Genomic DNA, 26,134 nt, shown 5'->3' on the forward strand with positions numbered 1-26,134 from the left:
CCAAGGAGACCTTGATGAGTGCAGTTCCTCGTACCAGTGCAGCGCCACGTATCCCGCTACTTATCGGCGGTAAGTTAATGCAATCCCAAACCACTGAATGGCGGGATGTGATCAATCCCGCGACTCAGGAAATTATTGCGCAAGTCCCCTTCGCAACCAAAGAAGAACTGGATCTGGCAGTAGCTAACTCAAAAGAGGCCTTCAAAACCTGGAGGGAAGCCAGCCAAGGTACACGTATGCGCGTCATGCTGAACCTGCAGAAATTGGTGCGTGACAACACTGCTGCCCTTGCGAAGTCAATATCTCTGGAGCACGGAAAGACCTTGCCCGACGCCGAAGGCGAAGTAGGGCGCGGCCTGGAGGTTATCGAGCACGCGTGCTCCATTGCCTCTTTGCAGCTCGGAGAATATGCTGAAAATGCAGCGAGCGGTATCGACGTCTATACGCTGATCCAGCCTTTAGGTGTAGTGGCGGGCATCACGGCCTTCAATTTTCCCATCATGTTGCCGTGCTTCATGTTTCCCTTGGCTATCGCCACCGGCAATACCTTTATCCTGAAGCCTTCCGAGCAAGATCCAAGCTCATCGCTTATGTTGGCGAAGCTGGCTCTTGAGGCCGGTTTTCCCCCAGGTGTCTTAAACGTTGTACATGGCGGTCCAGATATCGCCAACGCACTGTGCGATCACCCCGATATCAAGGCAATTTCTTTTATCGGTTCTACCCACGTCGGTACCCAGATTTACCATCGTGCGTCCAAGGCCGGCAAGCGGTGCCAGGCCATGATGGGCGCCAAGAACCATTGCGTCATATTGCCTGACGCAGATCGTGAGGTCGCATTGAATCAATTGGTAGGCGCCGCCTTCGGTGCTGCAGGCCAACGTTGTATGGCAACCTCGGTGGCGGTACTGGTGGGCGAGGCGCGCAACTGGCTTCCGGATTTTGTAGAACGTGCCAAGAAACTCAAGGTCAATGTTGGTTCGGATCGTCAGGCCGACTTAGGTCCCCTGGTTTCAACGAACGCCAAGAAACGTGTTGAGGGCTTGATTGCAAAGGGCATCGAAGAGGGTGCCGAGTTACTGCTGGACGGTCGGGACTTGACGGTATCAGGGTACGAAAAAGGCAATTTTGTGGGCCCCACCGTTTTCAGTGGGGTGAAGGCCAACATGACCGTCTACACCGAGGAAATATTCGGACCGGTGCTCTGTGTCGTCGGCGTGGATACACTGGAAGACGCCGTAGAGTTCATCAATGCAAATCCCAATGGCAACGGTGTGGCGCTATTTACGCAGGATGGGGGCGCAGCGCGATATTTTCAACATAATGTTGATGTCGGCCAAGTGGGCATCAATATTCCTATTCCGGTTCCCGTAGCGTGGTTCAGCTTCACCGGTTCTCGCGGTTCCAAGTTGGGAGACTCCGGGCCTAACGGGAAACAGGCGGTCAACTTCTGGACCCAGACGAAAACGATCACGGCGCGCTGGTCGGCCCACGCTTCAGGGGTGAACACCACGATCTCGATGAAGTAAGCTTATAACCAAAAAGAATATGTTTTAATTTCTTTATTCCATATAATAGCCCTTCCTATAGGGCTATTTTTTTATGAATCTGCAGCAATTTCGCTTCGTGCGCGAAACCATCCGTCGCAATTTCAACCTGACAGAAGCTGCCCGGACCTTATATACCTCGCAACCGGGTGTCTCCAAGGCGATTATTGAATTCGAGGACGAACTAGGCCTCAAAATTTTCGAACGTCATGGAAAACGAATAAAGGGTCTGACCAAGCCTGGCCACGTTGTCGCGCAGGTTATCGATCGCATCATGCGAGAAGTCGATAACCTGAAGAAAGTCAGCGACGAGTTTGCGCGCCGCGACGAGGGTGGCCTGGTGATTGCCTGCACGCACGCACAAGCGCGATACATTTTGCCGAAAGTCATACCGGCCTTTAGGGAACGCTTCCCAAAAGTCAGGGTTTCGTTGGCAGAGGGTAGTCCCCCGCACCTCGCCCAAATGGTATTGCACGAGCAAGCAGATGTGGCGATCGCCACCGAAACTCTCGCCTATACACCGGGTTTGGCGGCCTTGCCGGTGTATTCATGGGAGCACATCATTGTCGTTCGTCCGGATCATCCTTTGGCGGAGCTCACTTCCAGTGCAGCCAAAGTGATATCGCTGGAACAATTAGCGGAGTACCCCATTGTCACCTACGACCATGCGTTTTCTGGGCGCAGCACCATTGACGACGTCTTTGCCAAAAACAATATTCGCCCAGACATCGTTCTTGAGGCTATTGACGCTGATGTGATCAAGACATATGTCGACGTCGGTCTGGGTATTGGGATCATCGCCGGTATGGCCTTTGACCCTCGCCGCGACAAAGGATTGGTCGGCCTTCCGGCAGGCCATCTGTTTGGTACCCACGTCACTCGCGTAGCGGTGAAGTCGGGCGTGTTTCTGCGCGATTATGTCTTCGTCCTGCTGGAGATGCTTTCAGCTGCGTTGACGCGCGACGTCGTCCTGGCAGCCATTGAGAAGAGTCCCAAAATAGACTGATCAAATAAGGAACAACGACAACGTTGCCTTGCCGTAGATGTCCGCTTACCGTTGCTCGCGAAATATAAGGTGGCCATCATTGACATCGATAATAAGAATGATTATCGTTACGGTACAGAAAACATTGGAGCCGTCATGTCTGAACTTGTCAGTGCCGTCGTCGTAGGGGCCGACCGTCTCGGTAATATTCCCGATCTGCTGAAAGGCCACAATATTGCCATCAGGCAGCATATCAGCGGTCGCGATCCTTCACACCAAAAAAAGACGTTGCAGCTGCCATCTGGCACAGAGCTGCTCATTCTACTAACCGATTTCTTAGGTCACAACGTAATGAAGACGTTCCGTGCGGCAGCGCAACGGTCCGGTATACGAGTATTGGCATGCCGCCGCTCGATATGCAGCATGAAGCAAGCATTGAATCAATGCGGCTACTGTGAAGCCTGCCCTGTTGAACAAAAGGATAATGCGCATCCGCTGCGGTTTATTGCAAATGGTGGCAAGGGATACCCAAATGACAGGCGAGAGCCCAACTAACGAAAAGGGGCGCCTGCTTTTTCAGACGCCCAATGTCATTCAGACTAGTTGATGGCGAGCATATCGGATGTATTATTGGTGGCGAGACGGCGAGCGCCGTTATAACGCTTTTTCCAGTACGCAATATCCATACTTTCCACACGCACTACGGCACCAGCGCGCGGTGCGTGCACAAACTTTTTATTACCAAGATAAATGCCTACGTGCGAGTTCCGGTGACCGCGGGTATTGAAAAATACCAAGTCGCCTCGGCGTAGTTCGGTGGTTTTTACCGATTCACCTTCACGAGCCATTTCAGCGGAACTGCGAGGCAATTTCAAGCCCAGAGATTTCTCGGCAGCGTAACTGACAAGTCCGCTGCAGTCGAAGCCCGTATTGGGCGTTTCGCCACCAAACCTATACTTGATACCCAATAAGTTAAGCGCGGTAGTGGCCAAGGCTTTGGTTGTTTTGGGAGGGGTGTTCTGGGGATAGTCTTTTGTCGCCAGGTAGGCGCCCAGAGGATCGGCTTGTGTATAGGAAAGGTACTGATCGCGTGCAGAGCGCTTCGTGTCGGCCTGAGCCTGTTGATTTGTCGCGTTGCTGGCACACCCGGCAAGAGCCAGAGTAGCAAGAAGGACAAAACATTTGGCGCCGCGCCAGAGATTTGAAGGATGACAGTACGGGAAGGAGCGGGGTAGTCGATGGGGCGGCATAGTCGGTTTTCGTTTTCGCTTGCACTGGGTCCAAGGCGAATGTTCCGGTTTTTGCGTCAAATTTCAGCTAAATCGGTAACATTGCGCGGTATTCTGCTTTTAAAAAAAGTGGGCCGTTGCGCGTATTTCAGAAGAATAAGGGCTCGAGTTTACCCAAGGTTCATCGAGAGGTAAAGAAGTATTTCCCCGATTTTCGACTTTACTCCGGCGTTGGACCAAGCTAGTCTATAGGGCGATCGCACTAGCTGGCCATCCGGCCCAAGCATGATGTTTCAAACAAAAAAATGAGGATACTAAATGAAGACCAAACCTGTATTATGTAACGCCGACGTAAAAGCAATTCTGGATGCTGCCCAAATCTTTGCTCTACAGCAAAAATGGGCCGTCACAATTTCAGTAGTAGACGATGGCGGTCACTTACTAGGTTTGGTACGGCTGGATGATGCCGCGCCGATTTCCGCACAGATATCTCCCGCCAAAGCGCGTACGGCGGCACTCGGGCGCCGCGAATCAAAAATCTACGAAGATACGATCAATGGTGGCCGTTATTCCTTCTTGTCCGCTCCGGGGCTCGAGGGAATGCTTGAAGGGGGCGTCCCTATCATCGTCGACGCAACAGTGGTCGGGGCAGTAGGGGTATCAGGCGTAAAATCCAATGAGGACGTGGAAATTGCGCTCGCCGGGATTGCAGCACTGAATCTATGAAGCTTGACACCAATACGGAATCAGAAGGCCGCCAAGCCGGCAACGGACTCACATTCGCCTTCCATGACGCCGTAAACCCGGGTGTCACACGCCGAGAGGTGTGGGCCTGGGCTATGTACGATTTCGCCAATTCCGGCTACACCACCGTTGTGCTCACTACAGTATTTAGCGCGTACTTTGTTGGCGTTGTGGCAGACGGCAGATCGTGGGGTACGCTGGCGTTCACCGCTGCCTTGTCTTTTTCCTACCTATTGGTAATGCTAAGCATGCCGTCTTTGGGCGCACGGGCAGATGCCACGGCAAGCAAGCGGCGATTGCTATTTGCCAGTAGCATAGGCTGCATTAGTGCCACGCTGCTATTGGCCTTTACAGGTCCAGGCGATATCGTGTGGGGACTGTTCATTATCGCGATATCCAATTATTGCTATTGTGTGGGTGAATCCATCGTGGCGGCTTTCTTGCCGGAAATTGCCCGGCCACATGCTTTGGGCCGCGTCTCGGGTTGGGGCTGGAGCTTCGGGTATTTTGGCGGCATGCTTACATTGGGGCTATCGCTTGCGGTCGTCGCTTGGGCTAGCGGCCATAAACTAGAAGCCAGCCAGTACGTCCCGTACGTAATGGTGCTTACCGCGGTGGTCTTTGCGGTATCGGCCGTCCCGTCGTTCTTGTTCTTGCGTGAACGGTCACCTGCTACCGGAAAACCTGTAGAAGGCATGCTCCAGCGGCTACAAACCGCATGGGGCGACACCCGCGCCCATTTCCCCGATTTCCGGCTTCTTTTACTCTGCGGGGCATGCTATCACGCAGGCATTGCCGTGGTCATAACCCTTTCAGCGGTATATGCGATCGAAGCCATCGGTTTTACCATGGCACAAACGATGATGCTGGTATTCACTGTCAATATCTCCGCAGCAGTCGGCGCCTTTCTATTTGGCTATGCCCAAGATCGTATAGGTCATAAGCTGGCGCTCTCCATCACGCTGATAGGCTGGATCATCATGGTGCTGCTTGCCTACGCGGCCGTGCAAATATGGGTTTTTTGGCTGGCTGCTACCGTTGCGGGTCTGTGCATGGGCACCAGTCAAAGCGCAGGTCGCGCCATGGTAGGTGCACTATCCCCGCCGAAAAGGCTGGCGGAGTTTTATTCGCTATGGACATTTTCCACGCAACTGGCGGCCGTTATCGGCCCCTTATCTTATGGCTTAGTCACCTGGCTGACCGGCGGTAATCATCGGCTTGCGCTATTGTGCACGGGTTTGTTTTTCGTGGCGGCTATTACCGTACTGCAGCGTCTTGACTTCGCACGAGGGGCATTAGCACGTGCTGGCCAACCTGACAACATGATATCGGCATGAGTCATGCTCTGTCAGCGCTCAGTAAGCCTGATCGGTTACGGTAGTCAGATAACTCGAATAGCACATTATCGAATAAAGGAGTCACAAAATGTCTGAAGGAATTGAGTCAATACTGACCGAAACTCGGGTGTTCCCGCCGTTTCCGAATCTGGTGCCAGACGCTGCGATATCGGGTATGGACGCTTACCACGTTTTATGTCAGGAAGCCGAACGTTCTCCGGATGATTTCTGGGCCCGTATGGCCCGCGAAAACCTGAACTGGACTACGCCTTTTGCACAGGTTTTGGACGAATCCAAAGCGCCGTTCTACCGTTGGTTTGCTGACGGAGAGATGAATGTGTCGGCGAATTGCCTGGATAAGCATCTCAACACCCCGACGGCTGACAAAACTGCGATTATTTTCGAGTCGGACGACGGTCAAGTCAGCACGATAACTTATAAGCAGCTATACCAGCGAGTATGCCAGTTCGCCAACGGTCTCAAATCATTGGGACATAAGGCAGGCGATCGTGCGATTATTTATTTGCCGATGTCGATCGAGGCGGTGGTTGCGATGCAGGCGTGCGCACGGCTGGGCATCATTCATTCGGTGGTCTTTGGCGGCTTTTCGTCAAAAAGTTTGCACGAGCGTGCGGTTGACGTCGGGGCGACACTTGTCATCACCGCCGATGAACAGGTGCGCAGCGGAAAGAGTATCCCGCTTAAAAGCGCAGTTGATGAAGCGCTCGCCATGGGCGGGTGCGAAGCAGTCAGGCACGTCATTGTGTACAACCGCACAGGCGGTCCAGTGGAGTGGAACGAGCGGCTCGATCTTTGGATGCACGACGTCTCGGCGAACCAGCCTGAAGAATGCGCTCCGGTTCCCCTTAACGCCGAGCATCCACTTTTCATTCTGTATACATCTGGTTCTACCGGAAAACCTAAGGGCGTACAGCACGCCACGGCAGGCTTTTTGTTGTGGGCGTTGTTGACGGTAAAGTGGACCTTTGACTCCAAGGATACGGATGTCTTTTGGTGCACAGCCGACGTGGGTTGGGTCACGGGGCATACGTATATTGCTTATGGTCCATTGGCAGCAGGGCTGACGCAAGTTGTATTCGAGGGTGTGCCGACCTATCCCAATGTGGGTCGCTTCTGGGAAATGATTCAGCGTCACAAGGTGACGGTGTTCTACACTGCCCCGACGGCCATACGCTCGCTATCAAAGGCCGCCGACAGTTCGCTTGAGTTTCATCCCCGTGAGTACGACTTGAGCAGCCTGCGCATTATCGGTTCAGTCGGCGAACCCATTAACCCGGATGCATGGATGTGGTATTACACCAATGTGGGGCGGGAACGGTGCCCAGTGCTGGATACCTGGTGGCAGACTGAAACCGGGGGACATATGATTACGCCACTGCCCGGCGTGACGCCACTAAAGCCTGGGTCTTGCACCTTGCCTTTACCCGGCATTACTGCTGCCGTAGTAGACGAAGCGGGCGACGTGGTTGGGCCCGGCAAGGGTGGTTTTCTTGTCATACAACGCCCATGGCCGGCCATGATTCGCACGATTTGGGGCGATCCCGACCGTTTCGTGAAAAGTTATTTTCCGCCCGAGCTCAAAGGTGCCTACCTTGCCGGCGATGGCGCACAACGCGATGCCGACGGATATTTCTGGATCATGGGGCGTATCGATGACGTGTTGAATGTATCCGGGCATCGACTAGGCACTATGGAAGTCGAATCCGCACTGGTCGCGCATGCGCTTGTCGCCGAGGCTGCCGTGGTAGGCCGTCCAGACGCCACGACCGGCGAAGCTGTTGTCGCATTCGTGGTGCTTAAAAGGTCGCTGCCAGAAGGAGAGGAAGCCGTCATGATCGCTCGGCAATTGCGGGACTGGGTCGCCAAAGAGATCGGACCAATCGCCAAGCCTAAAGAAATACGCTTCGGCGAAAATCTACCCAAGACCCGTTCGGGCAAAATCATGCGACGCTTGCTACGTGTGGTTGCCAAGGGGGAAGCCATCACACAAGATGTGTCGACCCTTGAGAATCCCGCAATACTGGACCAGATGTCGCAATCCCATTAGGTCTTCGGCCTACGCTGCGGCATGGCCTGGAAGCGCTATGCTGCACAATGATATTCTTGCCGGCTATTGTGGGCGGCGGCGCCGCCCAGATTCAATCAGGCTTCGGCCTGATTTTTTTATATATAGATTTCAGACGACGTCCATCTTGAAAACAATCCAGTCCGATCGCGGCGCCTTGGTCCTCATGAGCTTCACCGTCCTGCTTTGGGGTTTCAGCTGGATCGTCATGAAGCACATGTCGAATTTTATTGGTCCTTTCGACCTGGTAATGGCTCGCTATGGACTCGCCTTTTTGGTTTTGCTTTGCATTTTGCTGGTCACCCGCCATTCCCTCAAGTTTCCGCCATTTTGGCTCACCGTCGGTATTGCGGTTTTTCAGACCACGGCGTTCCAATGTCTTTGCCAGCTAGCCTTGGTCAGCGGTGGTGCGGGACATGTCGCAATGTTGGCATACACCATGCCATTCTGGGTCGTCCTGTTCGCGTGGCTTATGCTGGGCGAGCGTCCCGCCCGTCGGCATGTAATCGCTTTCGTTTTGGCAGGGGCAGGGTTGGTCGCGATTATTGCACCATGGCAGGGCTTGGGGAGTGTCCGGGGCTCCTTACTTGCGTTGGGCGGGGGCATGAGCTGGGGTTTAGGCGTGGTCTTCAGCAAGATAGCCTTTCAGCGACGCCAGGCGGATGTGCTCAACATGACAATGTGGCAAATGTTTTTGGGTTCCGTGCTTACCGTTCCGGTGGCACTGTTGCTGCCGCAACGTGCCGTCGTGTGGAACGCGGATTTATTCTGGGGACTGGCATATATGGCCGTTTTTGCCTCGGCGTTGGGTTGGTGGTTATGGCTAACGGTAGTGCAACGTGTCAGCGCTACGGTGGCCGGCATGTCGAGCCTGGGGGTTCCTGTGCTAACAGTAATACTGGCATGGTTATTACTTGCAGAACGACCCACGGTCATGGAACTTATCGGCATAGCATTCATTATGGCGGGGTTAATCATCATCAACCTGGCAGGTGGCCGCAGAGCAGGGGTCGAAAAAAAACCGCATCGTAGTGATGCGGCTTCGTGAAGCGAACTACATACCGATATACACCGGCCCCTCGCCGCCTTGAGGTGCCACCCATACAATGTTCTGGGTGGGGTCCTTGATGTCGCAGGTTTTGCAATGCACACAATTTTGTGCGTTGATCTGCAAACGGTCGGCGCCGTCCTCGGTCTTTACGAACTCGTACACGCCAGCGGGGCAATACCGCGCTTCGGGTCCGGCGTACTTGGCCAGGTTGACTGATACCGGAATCGTCGGATCTTTAAGCGTCAAATGTATGGGTTCATTTTCGTCGTGATTAGTGTTCGATATGAATACCGAACTTAGGCGATCAAACGTCAGCTTGCCATCTGGTTTCGGATAATCGATACGAGCGCATTCGGAGGCGGGCTGCAAACAGGCATGGTCTGGCTTGCTATGGTGCAGAGTCCAGGGCATTTTCCCTTTTAGAAGCCATTGCTCGATACCGGTCATTAAGGTGGCAATGCCGCGGCCTTTTTTGAACCATTGTTTGAAGTTACGCGACTTATTGAGCTCCGCGTGCAGCCATGAGCTTTCAAAGGCTGCTGGGTAAGCGGTTAGTTCATCGTGGCGGCGGTCGGCGACAATGGCGTCGAACGCTGCTTCTGCAGCCAACGCGCCCGTCTTGATTGCCGAATGGCTTCCCTTGATGCGCGAAGCATTCAGCACGCCGGCTTCACAGCCAACCATGACGCCGCCCGGAAAACAAAGTTTTGGCAATGAGAGCAAGCCCCCAGCGGTCAGCGAGCGCGCGCCGTAAGCGATGCGCTTGGCGCCTTCGAACGTGGGACGAATGGCGGGATGGGTTTTATAGCGCTGGAATTCGTCGAAAGGCGAGAGCCAGGGATTGGCATAATCGAGCCCCACGACCAACCCAACCACCACAATATTATCCGCCAGGTGATACAGAAACGATCCGCCATAGGTATCGGAATCCAGCGGCCAGCCAGCCGTATGCATGACCAGTCCGGGCTGTGACTGCGACGGATCGACCTCCCACATTTCCTTGATGCCTATGCCATAGCTCTGTGGGTCGCGGCCTTCGTCCAGCTTGTAACGGCTGATCAGTTCGCGTCCTAACTGGCCACGCGAGCCTTCGGCGAAGACGGTGTAGCGGGCGTGAAGTTCCATGCCAGGTTGATAATGAGGTGTGTGCGATCCATCGCGAGCGACGCCCATGTCGCCTGTGGCAACTCCCTTTACCGCTCCGGTTTCTGTGTAAAGAATCTCGCCGGCGGCAAATCCTGGAAACAGGTCGACACCCAGGGCTTCGGCTTGCTCGCCCATCCATTTGACGACATTGCCGAGGCGAACAATGTAATTGCCCTCGTTGTGGAAACAGTTCGGCAATAGCCAGTTTGGCGTCGCACGCGAGCCCTTTTCGGTAAGGAACAAAAACTTGTCTTCAGTTACCACGGTGTCCAGTGGCGCGCCTTTTTCTTTCCAGTCGGGTATCAGTTCATTCAGGGCTCGAGGGTCCATGACGGCACCGGACAAGATGTGAGCGCCGACTTCGGAACCTTTTTCAAGCACGCAAACGCTGATCTCGTGGTTTCGCTCGGCCGCGAGCTGCTTTAGTCGTATGGCGGTCGCAAGGCCTGCCGGCCCGGCACCCACCACTACAACGTCGTATTCCATTGATTCGCGTTCAGCCATTTTTTGAAGATCTCCCGTATGTCTGCTCTGTTGTGGCGATTGGACCATGGGCCCGGTGTTTTATGACCTCATTGTATTGTAGTCTGGGGCTCGTCTTGAAGCGGCGCTCGCGACGCAAAAGTTGATTGGTTTTATCGGGTATCTTGGGCGGAAACTACGTTATCAAACTGGCACTGGCTTGCCGTTATACTTATTGGTCTGCAGCAATCAAGCAAAGGGCGTTTCTTTATGCAGCTAACCGATCCGTCTCCGGTCCCCGCAACAGGCGGAGCTTTTCGCTACGCAATGCCGATACGCTGGGGCGACCAGGATGCCCAGAATCACGTCAACAATACGCTTTATTTCCGTTATTTTGAAGAGGCTCGCGTACAGCTTTTTCACCGAGCGGGCATCTATCTGCCTTCGACCCGAGCAGGCAGTCTGGCTCATGCGTCATGCGATTTCCTTAAGCCTCTTACTTATCCCGCAACCATCGTGGTTACGCAGGTGCTGACCCGGGTCGGCCGATCGAGCATGGCTGTTGATACGCGGATCGAGCGTGACGACGAGCCGGGCGTGGCATATGCCACCGGTAAATACGTAGTTGTTGGTGTCGATATGCAGACGGGAAAGTCCTCACCATGGACAGCCGCCGAACTTGCTGGGTTTGCGAAAGTTTTCTTGTAGTTTTCGTGGCTTCGATACGGTGTCGGGAGTGCATTGAGCTCACGCCGGTACACCGCGCATTGATAAAGGCCAACGAAGTTGTGGTTAGCTGTTTTTTGGGTTCATTCATAGCGCGGACCATGTGGCCTGTGCTTCAGTATGACGTACTAAAACTAAGGATGGAGTGATGGATAAAGTCTATGCAAGTGCCGCAGAAGCACTTAAGGGCATCGTCGCCAATGATCAGACCATTGCCGTGGGAGGCTTCGGTCTATGTGGCATTCCCGAGGCCCTGATCGAGGCGTTGCGCGAATCAGGCGTGCAGAATCTTACGTGCATCAGCAACAATGCTGGCGTCGACGGGTTTGGCTTGGGCAAGTTGCTTAATACGCGCCAGATCAAAAAAATGATTGCATCATACGTTGGCGAAAACAAAGAGTTCGAACGTCAGTATCTGGCGGGCGAGCTCGAGCTTGAATTCACGCCGCAGGGCACGCTGGCCGAGAAGCTGCGGGCGGGCGGGGCCGGGATTCCTGCGTTCTTCACTCGCACCGGTGTAGGAACCATTGTTGCCGACGGTAAAGAAGTACGCGAGTTCGACGGCGAGCAATACGTCATGGAACGTTCTCTTGTGCCGGATGTGTCTCTGGTCAAGGCCTACAAAGCCGACCGCAGCGGCAATCTGCTGTTTCGCAAAACGGCCCGCAATTTCAATCCTAATGTGGCGATGGCAGGAAAGATCACAATTGTCGAGGTCGAGCAGATTGTCGACACTGGCACCTTCGATCCCGATGAAGTCCATCTCGCTGGTATTTTCGTGCATCGCATCGTGTTGAACGCCCATCCCGAAAAACGTATTGAACAACGCACTGTACGCAGCGTAAAAGGAGCCTGATAATGGCCTGGAGTCGTGAAGAAATGGCAGCACGCGCGGCCCGCGAGCTGCAAGACGGTTTTTATGTCAATCTTGGCATCGGCTTGCCGACTTTAGTCGCTAATCATGTGCCTGAAGGAGTCGAGGTCTGGCTGCAGTCCGAGAACGGACTACTAGGTATTGGCCCATTTCCGGCCGAAGAAGAAATCGACCCCGACTTGATCAATGCCGGCAAGCAAACGATCACCACCTTGCCTGGGTCATCCATTTTTTCGTCGGCAGATTCATTCGGCATGATTCGTGGCGGCAAGATCAATCTGGCAATTTTAGGCGCCATGCAGGTCTCCGAACGAGGCGATCTGGCGAACTGGATGATTCCTGGAAAAATGATCAAAGGCATGGGCGGTGCAATGGATCTGGTCGCCGGCGTCAAAAGGGTCGTGGTCCTGATGGAGCATGTCGCCCGCAACAAAGACGGTTCCCAGGACTTGAAGTTGTTGCCCCAATGCAGCTTGCCTTTAACCGGTGTGGGCGTCGTCGACTTGATTGTCACTGACCTGGGTGTGATTGAAGTCACCGAACATGGCTTCAAGTTGATCGAACTGGCTCCGGGTGTTTCGACTGAAGAAATCCAGTCCAAGACAGGTGCCAAGCTGGATGTCTCTGCAGTCGCCTGAGCCTGTCAATAATTAGTAGTACGCAAGGCGTATGCCCTGGTACTCCTGCGTGCCGATTGGCAAACAGGGCGGTCTGGGGCAAAGGGGCCGGATGGACATCTTTATTGGCCATCCGGCCTTTGGCCTTGCTTGGACAACGAAAGGAATAGTGTGAATCAATCAATCTTTGCCCGGCGTATCGAGGCGTTGCGCGCTGCGATGCGCGATCATAAGGTAGCCGCGTGCGTGGTGCTATCAGCCGATCCCCATTTATCTGAATATTTGCCGGAACACTGGGAGAGCAGGCAATGGTTGAGCGGATTTGACGGGTCGGCAGGTACCTTGGTCGTCACGGCCGAGTTCGCAGGCTTATGGACAGACAGTCGCTATTGGGAACAGGCCGATCATGACTTGGCCGGGACGGGTATACAGACAATGCGCGCCGGTGCCCCCGATGTGCCCGGGCCAGCGGAATGGCTGGCCGCTCAGTTGCCCAAGAGGGCGCGCGTAAGTATCGACGGTCAGGTGCTGGCTCTGCAAGCACAAAGGCAATGGATTGCCACCCTTGCGGCCCAAGGCGTCAACCTGCTGACGGATCTGGACCTTGTCGGAACGATCTGGCCAGAGCGTCCCGATTTGCCGAAGGGCTCGGTTTACGAGCATCTGCCACCTTTTGCATGCCGTAGCAGGGCCGAGAATCTCGCCGCCGTGCGTGCGGAAATGGCGCGGCATAAGGCCGCCTGGCATTGGTTGTCGTCGCTTGACGATATCGCGTGGCTCCTTAACCTGCGCGGAAACGACGTTTCTTACAATCCGGTTTTTCTCGCCCATGCGCTAATTGGATGCGAAAGCGTCCGCCTTTTCGTTGCGCCCGATAAAATCGATGCCGGCCTTGCGGCTACCTTGCTGGCCGATGGCGTGAGTGTGGAACCCTACGAGGATGCGGCAGGCGCTTTGGCTTGTTTACCAGAGAAAGATACGCTGCTGCTGGATCCCGCCCGCAGCACCGTGGGCATGCTGGCTGCGGCCGCGTTCGTCGGTAAAGTCGAAGCGATCAATCCATCACAATTGCTGAAATCCCGCAAAAACGCGGCCGAGGCTGATCACGTTCGTCGCACGATGGAGCAGGATGGCGCTGCCTTGTGCGAATTTTTTGCGTGGTTTGAGTCTCGACAGGGCATGCAGACCATTACGGAACTGACCGTAGACGAGGAAATCACCAAAGCCCGCAGCCGTCGTGCCAACTTTGTAACGCCCAGCTTTGGCACGATTGCCGCCTTTAATGCCAATGGCGCCATGCCACACTATCATGCCACCGAGCAGGCTCATGCCGAGATCACCGGTAACGGTTTGCTTTTGATTGATTCGGGCGGGCAGTATCTGGGCGGTACGACCGACATTACCCGCGTGGTGCCGGTGGGCGAAGTCAGCCCTGAACAGAAACGCGACTATACGGCGGTGTTGAAGGGCATGATCGCTTTGTCGCTGGCGGTCTTTCCGCGCGGCACGATGTCGCCGCTGTTGGATACCGTTGCCCGTATGCCAATCTGGCAAACCGGTGCCGACTATGGCCACGGTACAGGGCACGGTGTGGGTTATTTCATGAATGTGCACGAAGGCCCGCAATCGATCGCTTATCGGGCTAATGTCAATCCGAATATGGCGATGCAGGCGGGCATGATCACATCGAACGAGCCTGGGCTGTACCGGCCAGGATTGTGGGGCATCCGCATAGAGAACCTGGTGCTTGCCATCCCGGCCGTCGAGACCGAGTTCGGTGAGTTTCTGAAATTTGAAACGCTTACTCTATGCCCGATCGATACTCGTTGCATCGAACTCGGATTGCTGTCAGAAGCCGAGCGAACATGGTTGAATGACTATCATGCTCAGGTTCGCCGCCGCCTTATGCCTTTGGTCGATGGTCAGGCCAAAGACTGGCTATCGTTGCGCACCGAGCAGATCTAACCCGAAAGGCAATATTCACCTCGATTCTCCAACAAGGTCGTCAGGGCGGCTATAATCCAAATTTCCCGCTCCTGCTCGGCTACACCGAGCATGTATTACGATGACCAAATACGTATTTGTCACGGGTGGAGTCGTCTCCTCCCTCGGTAAGGGCATTGCTGCCGCCTCTCTGGCAGCGATCCTTGAATCACGAGGCTTGCGCGTCACTATGCTCAAGCTCGACCCTTATATCAACGTCGACCCCGGCACCATGAGCCCCTTTCAGCACGGCGAAGTCTTCGTTACCGAAGACGGCGCCGAGACTGATCTCGACCTGGGCCACTACGAACGATTCATCTCCACCCGCATGCGCAAGGTCAACAACTTTACGACCGGGCAGATCTACGAGTCCGTACTGCGCAAAGAACGGCGCGGCGATTATCTGGGCAAGACTGTCCAGGTAATCCCGCACATTACCAACGAGATCCAGGATTTCATCGCGCGTGGCGCCAAGGCTGCCTGGGATGGCGCAACCGATGTCGCGATTGTTGAAATCGGTGGCACCGTAGGTGATATCGAATCCCTGCCTTTTCTGGAAGCCGTGCGGCAAATGAGTCTGCGATTGGGGCGTAATAACGCCGCATTCATTCACTTGACGCTCGTTCCGTTTATCGCCTCGGCGGGTGAACTCAAGACCAAGCCCACACAGCACTCTGTGCAAAAACTGCGCGAGATCGGCATTTACCCAAATGCCTTGCTGTGTCGCGCCGACCGTCCGGTGCCTGATGACGAGCGCGCCAAGATCTCACTGTTCTCAAACGTGCCTCTGGATGCCGTGATCTCGGTCTGGGATGCGGATTCCATTTATAAGATTCCGGCCATGTTGCATAAACAAGGACTGGATAACTTGATATGCGATGCGTTGGCCCTTACGCCACCGCCTGCAGATCTGACGATATGGGATCGCTTGGTCGACGCGATAGAGAACCCCCGTGACGAAGTCCGTATCGGCATGGTGGGCAAGTATGTAGACCTCACTGAATCGTACAAGTCGCTAAGCGAAGCCTTGGTGCACGCCGGCATTCACACGCATTCGCGAGTGCAGATCGAATACCTTGATTCTGAAGACATCGAAAAAGATGGTGTTGACAGTCTGAAAGGGCTGGACGCCATTCTGGTTCCCGGCGGTTTCGGCAAGCGGGGCACCGAAGGCAAAATCAAGGCAATTCGCTATGCCCGTGAAAATGGCATTCCCTATCTGGGCATATGCCTGGGCATGCAGTTGGCCGTGGTGGAGTTTGCTCGTGATGTCGCGGGTTTTGGGGGCGCCAATAGCACTGAGTTCGATCCGTCCGCGCCGCATCCGGTGGTGGCTTTGATCACCGAGTGGCAAGATCGTGAAGGCAAGATTGAGAAGCGTGATACCGCGTCTGATCTGGGCGGCACAATGCGCAAGGGCGCCCAGCGTTGTCCTGTGAAGCCAGGTACGCTGGCCCACCGGATCTACGGCAGCGAGGTCAACGAGCGTCATCGGCACCGTTTTGAAGTGAACAATGTGTATGTCCCGCGTCTTGAAGAGGCCGGAATGGTTATTAGCGCGCGTACGCCCACAGAAAGTCTTCCCGAAATCATGGAATTGCCGGATCATCCCTGGTTTGTAGGTGTTCAGTTCCATCCGGAATTCACATCGACGCCGCGCGATGGTCATCCTTTGTTCTCTAGTTATATTCAAGCAGCAATTGATTACCAGGCACGCCGCAAAGCCGACACGGTGGACGCTGCGGTGCCTGACGGCAGCATGCAGGTCTAGATCCCTATTGTGAAGCAGGCCGGACAGCACATGCACTGTGATGATCCGGCCGGCGCCCAGGTATCCGATATAAAGGAATAATGTGAAACTATGTGGCTTCGAAGCGGGTCTGGATCAGCCCTTTTTTCTGATCGCGGGTCCTTGCGTAATCGAATCGCGCCAGATGGCATTTGACACGGCGGCTGCGTTGAAAGAAATTACGCAGAAACTCGGCATTCCATTCATTTATAAAAGCTCTTTTGATAAGGCGAACCGAAGTTCCGACCGGTCTTATCGAGGTCCCGGCCAGGACGAGGGTCTGCAAATACTATCGGATGTACGCGCTGAGCTTGGCGTGCCCATACTTACCGATGTGCACACCATCGAACAGGTCGCCGCCGTTTCTTCTGTGGTCGACGTGCTCCAGACACCGGCCTTTTTATGTCGCCAAACAGACTTCATTCATGCTTGTGCCGCGTCGCTCAAACCCGTCAATATCAAAAAGGGCCAATTTCTGGCGCCGCACGATATGGCGCAGGTTGTTGCCAAGGCGCGTAGTGCCGCCATCGAGGCTGGTGGCGATGGTCAAAACATCATGGTGTGCGAACGGGGCGCCTCGTTTGGCTATAACAATCTCGTCTCCGACATGAGGTCTTTAGCCATCATGCGGGAAACCAATTGTCCGGTGGTGTTCGATGCGACGCATTCGGTGCAGTTGCCGGGTGGCCAAGGAACAACCTCTGGGGGGCAGCGCGAGTTCGTGCCCATTCTGGCACGCGCTGCTGTTGCGGTGGGGGTTGCAGGTATCTTCATGGAAACGCACCCCAATCCTGATCAGGCCCTGTCCGATGGTCCGAATGCAGTGCACTTGGATCAGATGGCTGCGTTACTCGAATCGCTTGTTAATATCGACGGCTACGTTAAGCGCAGCGGCGTATTGGCCTGATAGCGTGTGTTTTGCTTCGCCGCGGGCTGGCGCATCCATGCGCCATGTTCCCGCTGGCTTACGTGTAGCGTATTCGACATGTGCAGCAAATAGGTAACACACCGGCTGTAAACTTTCTCGATTTTCTTGTGGACTGCCGGTTCGTTCCCTAGAATAGTTGACTTATCAATCATTGATCGATCAAAGGCTGGTAATGTCTTCTGAGTCTGCTGCACAGTCCGCCGACACCGGACGTGTCTTATCCGTGCGCCGGTCATTTCTGGCCATGATGGGACTATGTTTCGTCACGATGATGGTTGCTGTCGATCAAACCGTCGTGGGCACTGCCTTGCCGACGATTGTTGCGGAACTGAACGGTTTCGAGCTCTACGCCTGGGTGGCGACTGCCTACCTGCTTACGTCGGTTATCACCATTCCCATCTTCGGACGCCTTGGCGATTACTACGGCCGTAAGCCCTTTGTTGTTACGTCCATAGTGCTATTCATTTTCTCATCGGCCTTATGCGGCATGGCGGACACGATGCAGCAGCTGGTGCTTGCGCGTGCATTGCAAGGAATCGGCGGCGGCATGCTTGTGGGTACAGCATTTGCCTGTGTTCCGGATTTGTTCACCGATACACACGTGCGTTTGCGCTGGCAGGTCTTGCTAAGCGCGGCGTTCGGGATCGCCAACGCATTTGGGCCGTCTTTAGGCGGGTTTCTGACTCAATTCCTGGGTTGGCGTTCTGTATTCTATGTCAACCTGCCTATCGGGATCCTTAGCCTTTATTTTGTCTGGCGCTTCCTTCCACATATGCGTCAAGTCCAACGCCAAAAAATTCGTCTTGACTGGCAGGGGGCGGTACTGATTGCCTTAGGGCTGGGAAGCGTTCAGGTGTTTGTCGAGTTTCTGCCGGTCTATGGCGCAAGCGGATATATGGTCTTGCTCGGCGTGCTGGCAGTGGCTTCATTTGTCGCGCTGATCTATTGGGAGAAGCATTGCCCCGAACCGTTGCTGCCTATGGAGATGTTCAGGAATAAAAGTCTTGCTGCCTTGTTCTGTCTTTCCCTGTTCACCGGTTTCATTATGTTCGCCTTGCTGTTCTATCTGCCTTTGCTTTTACAGGGTGGATTCGGCCTTACGCCTCAGGAAGTCGGGTTGATGATCACACCTTTGGTTGTGTTTATAACAATAGGCAGCATTGCGAATAGCCGCATCGTTGTCCGTCTTTCCGTTCCGAATCGCATTCTGTATTTAGGATTCGGATTATTGGCGATGGCGTGCCTGGGTTTGGTGTTTTCTCATAAAGCCACTTCGCCATTGCTTGTAGTGCTATATATGATGATGGCGGGTTTGGGCCTGGGTTTCATTATGTCGAACCTTACCGTCTTTGCTCAGGAAAGCGCCGGACGCGCTTTTCTTGGAATTTCTACTGCATTGCTGCAGTCGGTGCGCTTGATCGGCGGAATGATAGGTCTTGCGGTGGTCGGAACACTCGTAGGGCACCATTACGCGGGGTCGGTACGGCAGTCGGTTCCTGAAGGAAAAAATACGTCATGGCGAGCGTTGCTGGAAGATCCCCAAGTACTGGTCAGCCAGTCAGTGCATAACGATTTTCTGAATAATATGCGTGCTTTGGGATTGCAAGGGGAAGCATTTATCGAAACGGCTCGACTGTCGCTCGTCTCGGCGGTTCATTTGGGCCTTCTTGTCACGATGGCGATTGCGTTGCTCGCTCTAGTGTGGGTATACCGGGTACCTGTCATACGGTTTTCGCGTTCGGCTACGCTGGTCAAGGTGTCAACTGCACAATCCCCTGACAGAGGTGAGTCGTGAACGAGCTTCCGCAATTGCAGGTTATGCAACAGTTGGGACGCACCTATCGCGTCCTGTTGTCGTCCTTCGAGGCGAACATTGGCCATTCCATGCCGCGCTGGCGCATTCTGCTGCACTTGCATCAGTTTGGTGAAGCTTCGCAAAAGAAACTTGCACTGGCTCTGCGAATTGACCCGGCGGCACTGACACGTCAGATCAAAGCCATTGAAGCGAAGGGTTGGGTAGAGCGTCACACCGATGTCACCGATAATCGCCTGACCAATGTGGCATTGACGACTAAGGGCAAAGAAGTCGTTCAGCGGACCATGCCTAGGCGTACTGAGTTCATCGAGAAGGCGCTTAGCGACTTGTCGCCCCAAGATATGAAGGACCTTGGAAGGATGTTGGCTGTCCTTGAGCGGCGCCTTCGCGAGGAAGCGGCCAAGGCTTCAGGCGTCGATTCCTGATGGCGTGTTGCAGCCTAAGCGATGAAAGACCTCGTTATGAACGGTGACAGATCATAAAAATTCTAATCTTTTGAACTCTGGCGGGCTGCGCGGCGTCGAGCCCGGGTACAATCGGTCGTTTGCGCTTGTCATCGCCCTCTATAGGCTGGCAAGCGCTACTCCTTACGCAAAACCCTACATTCAGGCAGGACAGTCAATATTATGAGTGCAATCGTAGATATCATTGGACGCGAGATTCTCGACTCGCGCGGCAACCCAACCGTCGAATGCGATGTGTTGCTTGAGTCAGGTGCAATGGGTCGTGCGGCTGTACCTTCAGGCGCGTCCACCGGATCGCGCGAAGCGATCGAATTGCGCGACGGCGATGCTGGCCGCTACCTTGGTAAAGGGGTCCTGCGGGCTGTCGAAAACCTGAACACCGAAATCTCTGAAGCGATCATGGGCCTGGATGCCCAGGAACAAACATTTGTCGATCGTACCCTCATTGATCTTGATGGTACGGAATCAAAAAGTCGCCTGGGTGCAAACGCTATTCTGGCAGCCAGCATGGCCGTTGCACGCGCCGCGGCCGACGATTGCGGCTTGTCGCTGTACCGCTACTTTGGTGGCAGTGGCCCGATGTCGATGCCGGTGCCCATGATGAACGTCATCAATGGTGGTGCGCACGCCAACAATACACTCGATCTGCAGGAATTCATGATTCTGCCGATCGGGGCCAGCAGTTTCCGCGAATCGTTGCGCATGGGCACTGAAGTCTTTCATGCGCTCAAGGGCCTATTGCATAAGCAAGGGATGTCTACTGCCGTAGGCGATGAAGGTGGCTTTGCCCCGAACGTAGCCAATCATGAAGCAGCCATTCAGCTTATTCTTCAGGCCATCGAACTAGCAGGATACGAAGCTGGTTCGCAGATTGCGCTTGGGCTAGACTGCGCAAGTTCCGAATTCTATCGCGACGGCAAGTATCATTTGGCGGGCGAGGGCGGCATTGCCCTTACGTCACAGGATTTTGCCAATCTACTCGCCACCTGGTGCGACAAATACCCCATCATTTCTATCGAAGACGGCATGGCCGAGAACGATTGGGAAGGCTGGAAGGTGCTGTCTGATCAGTTGGGCAAACGAGTCCAGTTGGTGGGCGACGATTTATTCGTTACCAACACCAAGATCCTCAAGCAAGGTATCGACCAGGGTATCGCGAATTCCATCCTTATCAAGATCAATCAAATCGGCACCCTGACCGAAACCTTCGCCGCCATCGAAATGGCCAAGCGCGCAGGCTATACCGCTGTTATTTCCCATCGCTCGGGCGAGACCGAAGATACTACGATTGCTGACATTGCGGTGGCCACGAATGCCATGCAGATCAAGACCGGTTCTTTGTCGAGATCCGACCGTATGGCTAAATACAATCAGCTATTGCGCATCGAAGAAGAACTCGCCGAGGTAGCGTCCTACCCTGGTCGCGACGCTTTTTACAACCTGCGCTAAGTTAAAGCCAAACGACCCGGTTCTATAACCGGGTCGTTTGGCGCTCGACATGCGATTGTTATTGATTGTTCTGGTGCTGCTGACCGCCATTACCCAATATCCACTTTGGTGGGGAAAGGGCGGTTGGCTGCGCGTTCAGGAACTGGAAAGAAAATCCGCCAGTCAGCAAGAAACCAACGAAGCACTGATTGCGCGCAACAATGCGCTACAAGCCGAAGTGCAGGATCTTAAGTCCGGTAAGGCCGCCATCGAAGAGCGGGCGCGGGGCGAACTGGGAATGCTGAAGGACGATGAAGTCTTCGTTCAAATATTGGCGCCGAACGAACACGAGCCCGAGATAAAACCGCAGGCGTCCAAGCAAAAGGGCAAACGGCCTTAACCGCAACATAGAATGACGCCGCAAGCCGGGTCATCGGGCGCGGTCGTCAGGCCGCCAACATTATTTCCATGGCCCCAGGGGGGCGATTCAACACGTTGAGCTGTCACGCTTGGGGTAGAAGGGCGGGCAGAAGCCGTTGGGGCTTCAGCGCCTGCAGATGGCGAAGGTGAGGCCGTGTGAACGGCTGCCTGCGGGTGATTAAGACACCACAGGCCGTGACACGATGGCGCCGGCGCAGCCGCCGTGTGGGGTTGGGCCTGCTGACCGACAATTTTACCGTTGCGGGAAGGCAGCGGCCAATTGACGGGATGTGACTGCATGACCAAGGCCACGTCTTGCACAATGGGCAAATATCCGCCGAGGGCCATGGCGTGTGTGGCATAACTTTTATTTGGTGTGCCGAGCTTGCGTATCAAGCCCTTCATGCCGGGGAGCACCGGTTCGTGCAAATAGGTAAGTCGCAGCACCAGCGTGTTGGCCTGCAGAATGGTCATACCGGATTCAGGCCCACGGCCGTCGGGCCATCCTTGGGATCGCTTTCGTTGATCTTGTTCGGCAATATAGTTGTTGTTGATAGCGGGGAGGCCGGTCTGCTGCATGATCGACAAGGACGGATCGTGAAAATCGGTAAAGGCACTGGCGGGCGGGGAGATCACTTCGATGCGCCAGGGTGCCGCGCCGGTTGCCTGGCGACGCTGGTTTAACGCAGCGTCCAGGCGTTGCCTGGCAGTATTGGCTTTGGTCGCGGGTACGAGCGGCAACAAACCGTGCTCGAAGGCTGCTTCAATCGTCGCAGGATTGGCATGCTGCGTGATCGCTGCACGACCGGCCTCTAGAAGAGCGAGGCTTACCGCTTGCTTATGAAAAAACCATTGCGTTATTTCGATGCTGCCCAGTCCAAGCAGCAAGATCGGCACCGATACGACAGAAAATTCAATGAGACTTGCCCCGGATTGCCGTGCAGGCTTGCATGCTGCCCGAGCTGGGCAGGCACTGGCGCGTGCCTTGTGCCGACGAGTATGGCGCTTGACGGTTGGCGGGAGGCGGCCACGGGGCGGGGAGGCATGGGCCAGAAAGGCTCGAGATCGGAACATTGAGCCAGTGTGCTCATGTTCCGATGCGGCGTCGAGTGTGGCAAATGCTTATGGCAGGAATGGTCCCGAGCGCGAGGCGGCGCCTTAATGAACCGACTTGCGATCGTTGTGAGAGGTATCCAGATTTTCGACAAACAAGCCAGCGCAATCGATGGCATCAAACTGGTAAGGCTTGCCGCAGAAGCTGCAGGAAATATCGATCTGGTCGCGCTCGCTCAGGATGTCTTCAATTTCATCGCGGCCCAGCATACGCAGCATGTTTGCAACTCGCTCGCGCGTGCAAGGGCAATGCCAACGCACTTCTTGGGGTTCGAAGGCAATCAAGTCTTCTTCCCAGAATAAACGATGAATAAGTGTATCGGTATCCAACGACAAGAGCTCGTCTGATTTTACGGTGCTAGCCAGATGGCAGACTCTGGTCCAGGTTTCGTCGCGTGACTCGTGGTCGTCATTTGCCGTTCCGCCGTGATTGGGCAGCCGCTGTAGAAGCAGGCCCGCTGAATTCATTGGGTCTGACGCCAGCCACATTCGGGTGTCAAGCTGTTCCGAGTTGCGCATATACCATTCCAGCACTTCAGCGACCGACTCGCCTTCAAGCGGAACAACGCCCTGATATGGCTCAAGATCAGTCGTGTCGCGGTTGGGGTCGAGGACCACAACAAATCGACCTTTCCCATTTGCATTCAATAAAGACTGCAAAGTGCCATCTGTCGGGATATCGTGGCCCTCGCGCAGGGTTACGGTGGCGCGGATGGAAAGGTCGGCGGTGCATTCCACCACAATCAGCGCAATGGGGCCATCGCCCTGCAATTGCAGAACCAGCGATCCGTCGAACTTGATATTCGTGGCCAGGAGCACGGCCGCCGACACCAGTTCACCCAGCAAGCGCTGTACGCAATCGGGATAGCGCTGGTGTTCAAGGCCGGCTTGCCAGGCGGAGGTAAGCTTCACGGCCTGCACCCGAGTGCTGTGATCCGGCAATAAGTACTTTTTGAATTTATCTGTCATGGGGAAATTTTAGCCCATAAGCAAATGTTGTCTTGCCACCGGCTGCGACAGCCTTGGACTACGGCTTACTTGGTAACTTTTCCGGAAGGTTGCTGCGCTGCCGTTCTCGAGCTCGCAACACATGTCGGCGAATTTTACCGGTGCTCGTCAATGGAAGGCTGTCGACAAACTCGATCTCGCGTGGCATTTGATAAGGGGCCAATCGGCTTTTGACGTGCTCTTGGAGCTCTTTTTGAAGGTCCTGCGTGTCGCGACCTTGGGCGGTGTTACTTAGCACCACATAAGCTTTGATGAGTGTACCGCGGGTGTGGTCCGGTTTTGGTACGATGGCCGCATTGGCGACCGCCGAATGAGCCAGCAGGCAATCTTCGATTTCGCCCGGGCCGATTCGATAGCCCGAGCTTTTGAAGACATCGTCGCTGCGCCCTGCGTACCAGTAGTATCCATCTTGATCTACCGACGCCAGGTCGCCGGACAAACACCAATCGCCGATGAACTTGCCTTGCGTGGCGGCTTCGTTGCGCCAGTATCCCAGGAATAGCACCGGATCGGGATGTCCGTGTATGTCGTAACGGTTCAGTGCTATTTCGCCAATGGTGCCCGGTGGGCATGGCTCGCCATCGGGATCCAGGACGGCAACTTGGTGCCCCGGGTAGGGCCGTCCGATGCTGCCCGGTTTTGCTGGCCATTTGTGGCAGCTGTTGCCAACCAGATAATTCATTTCGGTTTGCCCGAACATCTCGTTAGGAGTGACTCCCAGCGCTGACTCACACCAGTCGAATACGACTTCGCCCACGCTTTCGCCGGCGGCCATAATGGCGCGCAAGACCAGCTGATAGCGTTCTCGCGGCTTGGGAATTTCTTGCATCATTAGCTTAAGCGCCGTAGGGAACAAAAAAGTATTGCTTACCCGATAGCGTTCCATGATTTCCAGCGAACGAGTCACCGAAAAACGCCCTAGCGTGCCAACGATAGCGTGCCCAAAGTACAAGGTGGGAAGCAGAGCGTCCATTAGGCCGCCCGTCCAGGTCCAGTCTGCCGGGCTCCAGAAAACGTCTGCCTTTTTGGGGAACCAGTTCTGCGAGGCGACAAAGCCAGGCAGATTGCCGATAAGCGCGCGATGCGCAAGCAGGGCGCCCTTGGGGGCGCCCGTGGTTCCGGAGGTATATAGCAGCAAGGCCGGGCTGTTTGCCTGCGTTGCCACGGGCCTGAAGGTTATGGGTTGGCGTGCTAGCAGCGTGCGCCACGGAATAACCGTTTCGTGTTGAAAATCAAGTGCAACGACTTGGGTGAGTAAAGGACATTGCGATTGGGCTTGAAGCAGGTCGTGTCCCGTAATGTCGTCTACGATGGCGACCCGGGCCTCGGCATCGCGCAATCGGATCGCCAGCCCGTCGGCACCGAACAGAGACGACAAAGGCAATGCAACGGCGCCGACGCTGAAGATCGCCATATACGACGCGACGGCTTCAGGACGCTGTCCCATTACCATTGCGACTCGATCGCCGGGCTTGACGCCCATTTTGATCAAGCCATTGGCCAACTGGTTCGTGGTTTCGGAGAGTCGCGAATAGGTCCAGACTTCGCGCTGGCCGACTTCATCTTCGTGGAAGATTGCTATTCGTCGCCCTTCGACCGGGCTTTCCGCCCAGCGGTGCACACACGCCTGTGCGATGTTGAATTGTGAAGGGACAAACCACTGGTAAGTCGGGTAAAGCTCCGAATATTGGTCGTTCATTGTCTTTTCAACTAAGCATACAGAAGGCGCAAGCTCCTTTATCTGCAAGCATGAACGACAAGCAGGATCTGTGCAATGCTTATGGCCTACAAACCTGAAGACACTAGGGTTTATACGGGGGGGCGAAACGCTTTCTGTACGTTGACCAATCGCGTTCCCAGCAGGCGGTCGTGCAGGAATTGCTGGTCGCGGTCGAACCAGCTATAGATGAAGATGGTGAACGGCGCAAAAACAATAAGAAGGTCGGTTGAGCTATAGCCGGTAAGACGCGAAGCGCCCATTACCAGCAACGCCGCCAGCAATGGTATGGGCCATAGCAGCACGTAGCGGATAATGAGCGTGCCCATACCTGGCGTCCTGCCATCACGGTCTACTAGCCGTATATTCCAGGTTTTCATAGGCAGGGTTTGTCCGCCTTTGTGCCAGCACGTAATGAAGTACACGCCGATGATGGCGAATACGATTGCCTGACGTGCATGCCGGAACATCAATGCATGGCGGCTTTGCGTCAAGGTGTCGAAAAGATAACTGGCTAGGAATATGACCCCGAACAGCAACACGGCTTCGTACATCATGCATGCGAAGCGGCGCAGACGACTGGGACTTGCGGAAAGCGGGGTAAGGGGATCAAGAGGCATTGCTAAGATTATATGGCTGAGGGAAGCCCGCTATTATCCCGCAATTA

General features: G+C 54.8%; 23 protein-coding genes. 17 read left to right on the top strand and 6 right to left on the bottom strand.

The genetic code is table 11. The features are described from left to right. Positions 1-14 precede the first annotated feature (14 nt). From EKL30_RS12495 to EKL30_RS12505, 3 genes are all read left to right on the top strand, one after another. Entirely contained in the window at positions 15-1,526 is a 1,512-nt protein-coding gene (locus EKL30_RS12495; RefSeq protein WP_126707552.1) for a CoA-acylating methylmalonate-semialdehyde dehydrogenase, read from the top strand. Positions 1,527-1,599: 73 nt separating this feature from the next. Next, the gene (locus EKL30_RS12500; protein WP_126707553.1) at positions 1,600-2,550 is read left to right on the top strand and encodes a CysB family HTH-type transcriptional regulator; all 951 of its coding nucleotides are present in this window, start codon (positions 1,600-1,602) and stop codon (positions 2,548-2,550) included. Positions 2,551-2,685: 135 nt separating this feature from the next. After that, positions 2,686-3,084 carry a DUF2325 domain-containing protein gene (locus tag EKL30_RS12505; protein WP_233583068.1) on the top strand — a complete coding sequence of 133 codons (399 nt, stop codon included), beginning with the start codon at positions 2,686-2,688 and terminating at the stop codon, positions 3,082-3,084. Positions 3,085-3,128: 44 nt separating this feature from the next. Here EKL30_RS12505 and EKL30_RS12510 read toward each other — a convergent pair whose 3' ends face one another. Further along, the gene (locus EKL30_RS12510) at positions 3,129-3,779 is read right to left on the bottom strand and encodes a C40 family peptidase (protein ID WP_126707554.1); all 651 of its coding nucleotides are present in this window, start codon (positions 3,777-3,779) and stop codon (positions 3,129-3,131) included. A 297-nt stretch (positions 3,780-4,076) separates the two neighbouring features. Here EKL30_RS12510 and EKL30_RS12515 point away from each other — a divergent pair, with 297 nt between their 5' ends. The 4 genes from EKL30_RS12515 to EKL30_RS12530 all read left to right on the top strand — a co-directional run bounded on the left by EKL30_RS12515 (position 4,077) and on the right by EKL30_RS12530 (position 8,973). Next, positions 4,077-4,484, top strand: coding sequence for a heme-binding protein (locus EKL30_RS12515; RefSeq protein WP_126707555.1), 408 nt, complete (start codon positions 4,077-4,079; stop codon positions 4,482-4,484). Then, positions 4,481-5,839, top strand: coding sequence for an MFS transporter (locus EKL30_RS12520; protein ID WP_126707556.1), 1,359 nt, complete (start codon positions 4,481-4,483; stop codon positions 5,837-5,839). Before EKL30_RS12515 ends, EKL30_RS12520 begins: the two co-directional genes overlap by 4 nt. Positions 5,840-5,927: 88 nt before the next feature. Next, positions 5,928-7,907, top strand: coding sequence for an acetate--CoA ligase (gene acs, locus EKL30_RS12525; RefSeq protein ID WP_126707557.1), 1,980 nt, complete (start codon positions 5,928-5,930; stop codon positions 7,905-7,907). Positions 7,908-8,052: 145 nt separating this feature from the next. Then, on the top strand, positions 8,053-8,973 hold the full coding sequence (locus EKL30_RS12530; RefSeq protein WP_126707558.1) for a DMT family transporter: 921 nt from the start codon (positions 8,053-8,055) through the stop codon (positions 8,971-8,973). Positions 8,974-8,979: 6 nt separating this feature from the next. Here the strand turns inward: EKL30_RS12530 and EKL30_RS12535 are convergent, their stop codons facing one another. Continuing rightward, the gene (locus tag EKL30_RS12535; RefSeq protein ID WP_199748556.1) at positions 8,980-10,626 is read right to left on the bottom strand and encodes an electron transfer flavoprotein-ubiquinone oxidoreductase; all 1,647 of its coding nucleotides are present in this window, start codon (positions 10,624-10,626) and stop codon (positions 8,980-8,982) included. Between the two features lie 228 nt (positions 10,627-10,854). Here EKL30_RS12535 and EKL30_RS12540 point away from each other — a divergent pair, with 228 nt between their 5' ends. The 10 genes from EKL30_RS12540 to ftsB all read left to right on the top strand — a co-directional run bounded on the left by EKL30_RS12540 (position 10,855) and on the right by ftsB (position 21,609). After that, entirely contained in the window at positions 10,855-11,292 is a 438-nt protein-coding gene (locus EKL30_RS12540) for a thioesterase family protein (protein WP_126707559.1), read from the top strand. A 166-nt stretch (positions 11,293-11,458) separates the two neighbouring features. Continuing rightward, positions 11,459-12,166 (top strand): CoA transferase subunit A, encoded by a 708-nt coding sequence (locus EKL30_RS12545; RefSeq protein WP_126707560.1) that lies wholly within the window; start codon positions 11,459-11,461, stop codon positions 12,164-12,166. 2 nt (positions 12,167-12,168) lie between these two features. Next, positions 12,169-12,822 (top strand): CoA transferase subunit B, encoded by a 654-nt coding sequence (locus tag EKL30_RS12550; RefSeq protein WP_126707561.1) that lies wholly within the window; start codon positions 12,169-12,171, stop codon positions 12,820-12,822. A gap of 150 nt (positions 12,823-12,972) precedes the next feature. Further along, the gene (locus tag EKL30_RS12555) at positions 12,973-14,766 is read left to right on the top strand and encodes an aminopeptidase P family protein (protein ID WP_126707562.1); all 1,794 of its coding nucleotides are present in this window, start codon (positions 12,973-12,975) and stop codon (positions 14,764-14,766) included. Between the two features lie 100 nt (positions 14,767-14,866). After that, positions 14,867-16,555 carry a CTP synthase gene (locus tag EKL30_RS12560; protein ID WP_126707563.1) on the top strand — a complete coding sequence of 563 codons (1,689 nt, stop codon included), beginning with the start codon at positions 14,867-14,869 and terminating at the stop codon, positions 16,553-16,555. An 82-nt stretch (positions 16,556-16,637) separates the two neighbouring features. Continuing rightward, entirely contained in the window at positions 16,638-17,480 is an 843-nt protein-coding gene (gene kdsA, locus EKL30_RS12565) for a 3-deoxy-8-phosphooctulonate synthase (RefSeq protein WP_126707564.1), read from the top strand. A gap of 193 nt (positions 17,481-17,673) precedes the next feature. Next, positions 17,674-19,296, top strand: a complete 1,623-nt coding sequence (locus EKL30_RS12570) for an MFS transporter (RefSeq protein WP_126707565.1) — start codon at positions 17,674-17,676, stop codon at positions 19,294-19,296. Further along, positions 19,293-19,742 carry a MarR family winged helix-turn-helix transcriptional regulator gene (locus tag EKL30_RS12575; protein ID WP_126707566.1) on the top strand — a complete coding sequence of 150 codons (450 nt, stop codon included), beginning with the start codon at positions 19,293-19,295 and terminating at the stop codon, positions 19,740-19,742. The genes EKL30_RS12570 and EKL30_RS12575 overlap by 4 nt, the downstream gene beginning before the upstream one ends. A 201-nt stretch (positions 19,743-19,943) precedes the next feature. Continuing rightward, positions 19,944-21,230: a phosphopyruvate hydratase gene (eno, locus tag EKL30_RS12580; RefSeq protein ID WP_126707567.1), complete on the top strand. Its 1,287-nt coding sequence runs from the start codon at positions 19,944-19,946 to the stop codon at positions 21,228-21,230. Positions 21,231-21,279: 49 nt separating this feature from the next. Next, a complete protein-coding gene (gene ftsB / locus EKL30_RS12585; protein ID WP_126707568.1) occupies positions 21,280-21,609 on the top strand; it encodes a cell division protein FtsB in 330 nt (109 codons plus the stop codon). Here ftsB and EKL30_RS12590 read toward each other — a convergent pair. The 4 genes from EKL30_RS12590 to EKL30_RS12605 all read right to left on the bottom strand — a co-directional run bounded on the left by EKL30_RS12590 (position 21,606) and on the right by EKL30_RS12605 (position 26,087). Beyond that, positions 21,606-22,703 (bottom strand): TadE/TadG family type IV pilus assembly protein, encoded by a 1,098-nt coding sequence (locus tag EKL30_RS12590; RefSeq protein ID WP_126707569.1) that lies wholly within the window; start codon positions 22,701-22,703, stop codon positions 21,606-21,608. The two genes, ftsB and EKL30_RS12590, sit on opposite strands and share 4 nt — an antisense overlap. A gap of 84 nt (positions 22,704-22,787) precedes the next feature. Continuing rightward, complete coding sequence (locus EKL30_RS12595) at positions 22,788-23,711, bottom strand: Hsp33 family molecular chaperone HslO (protein ID WP_126707570.1); 924 nt, start codon at positions 23,709-23,711, stop codon at positions 22,788-22,790. Positions 23,712-23,769: 58 nt separating this feature from the next. Beyond that, positions 23,770-25,449 carry an acyl-CoA synthetase gene (locus tag EKL30_RS12600; RefSeq protein WP_126707571.1) on the bottom strand — a complete coding sequence of 560 codons (1,680 nt, stop codon included), beginning with the start codon at positions 25,447-25,449 and terminating at the stop codon, positions 23,770-23,772. Positions 25,450-25,559: 110 nt separating this feature from the next. After that, positions 25,560-26,087: an RDD family protein gene (locus EKL30_RS12605; protein WP_126707572.1), complete on the bottom strand. Its 528-nt coding sequence runs from the start codon at positions 26,085-26,087 to the stop codon at positions 25,560-25,562. Positions 26,088-26,134: the final 47 nt, after the last annotated feature.

Source organism: Candidimonas sp. SYP-B2681 (assembly GCF_003971065.1).
Classification (GTDB): Bacteria; Pseudomonadota; Gammaproteobacteria; order Burkholderiales; family Burkholderiaceae_B; genus Pollutimonas.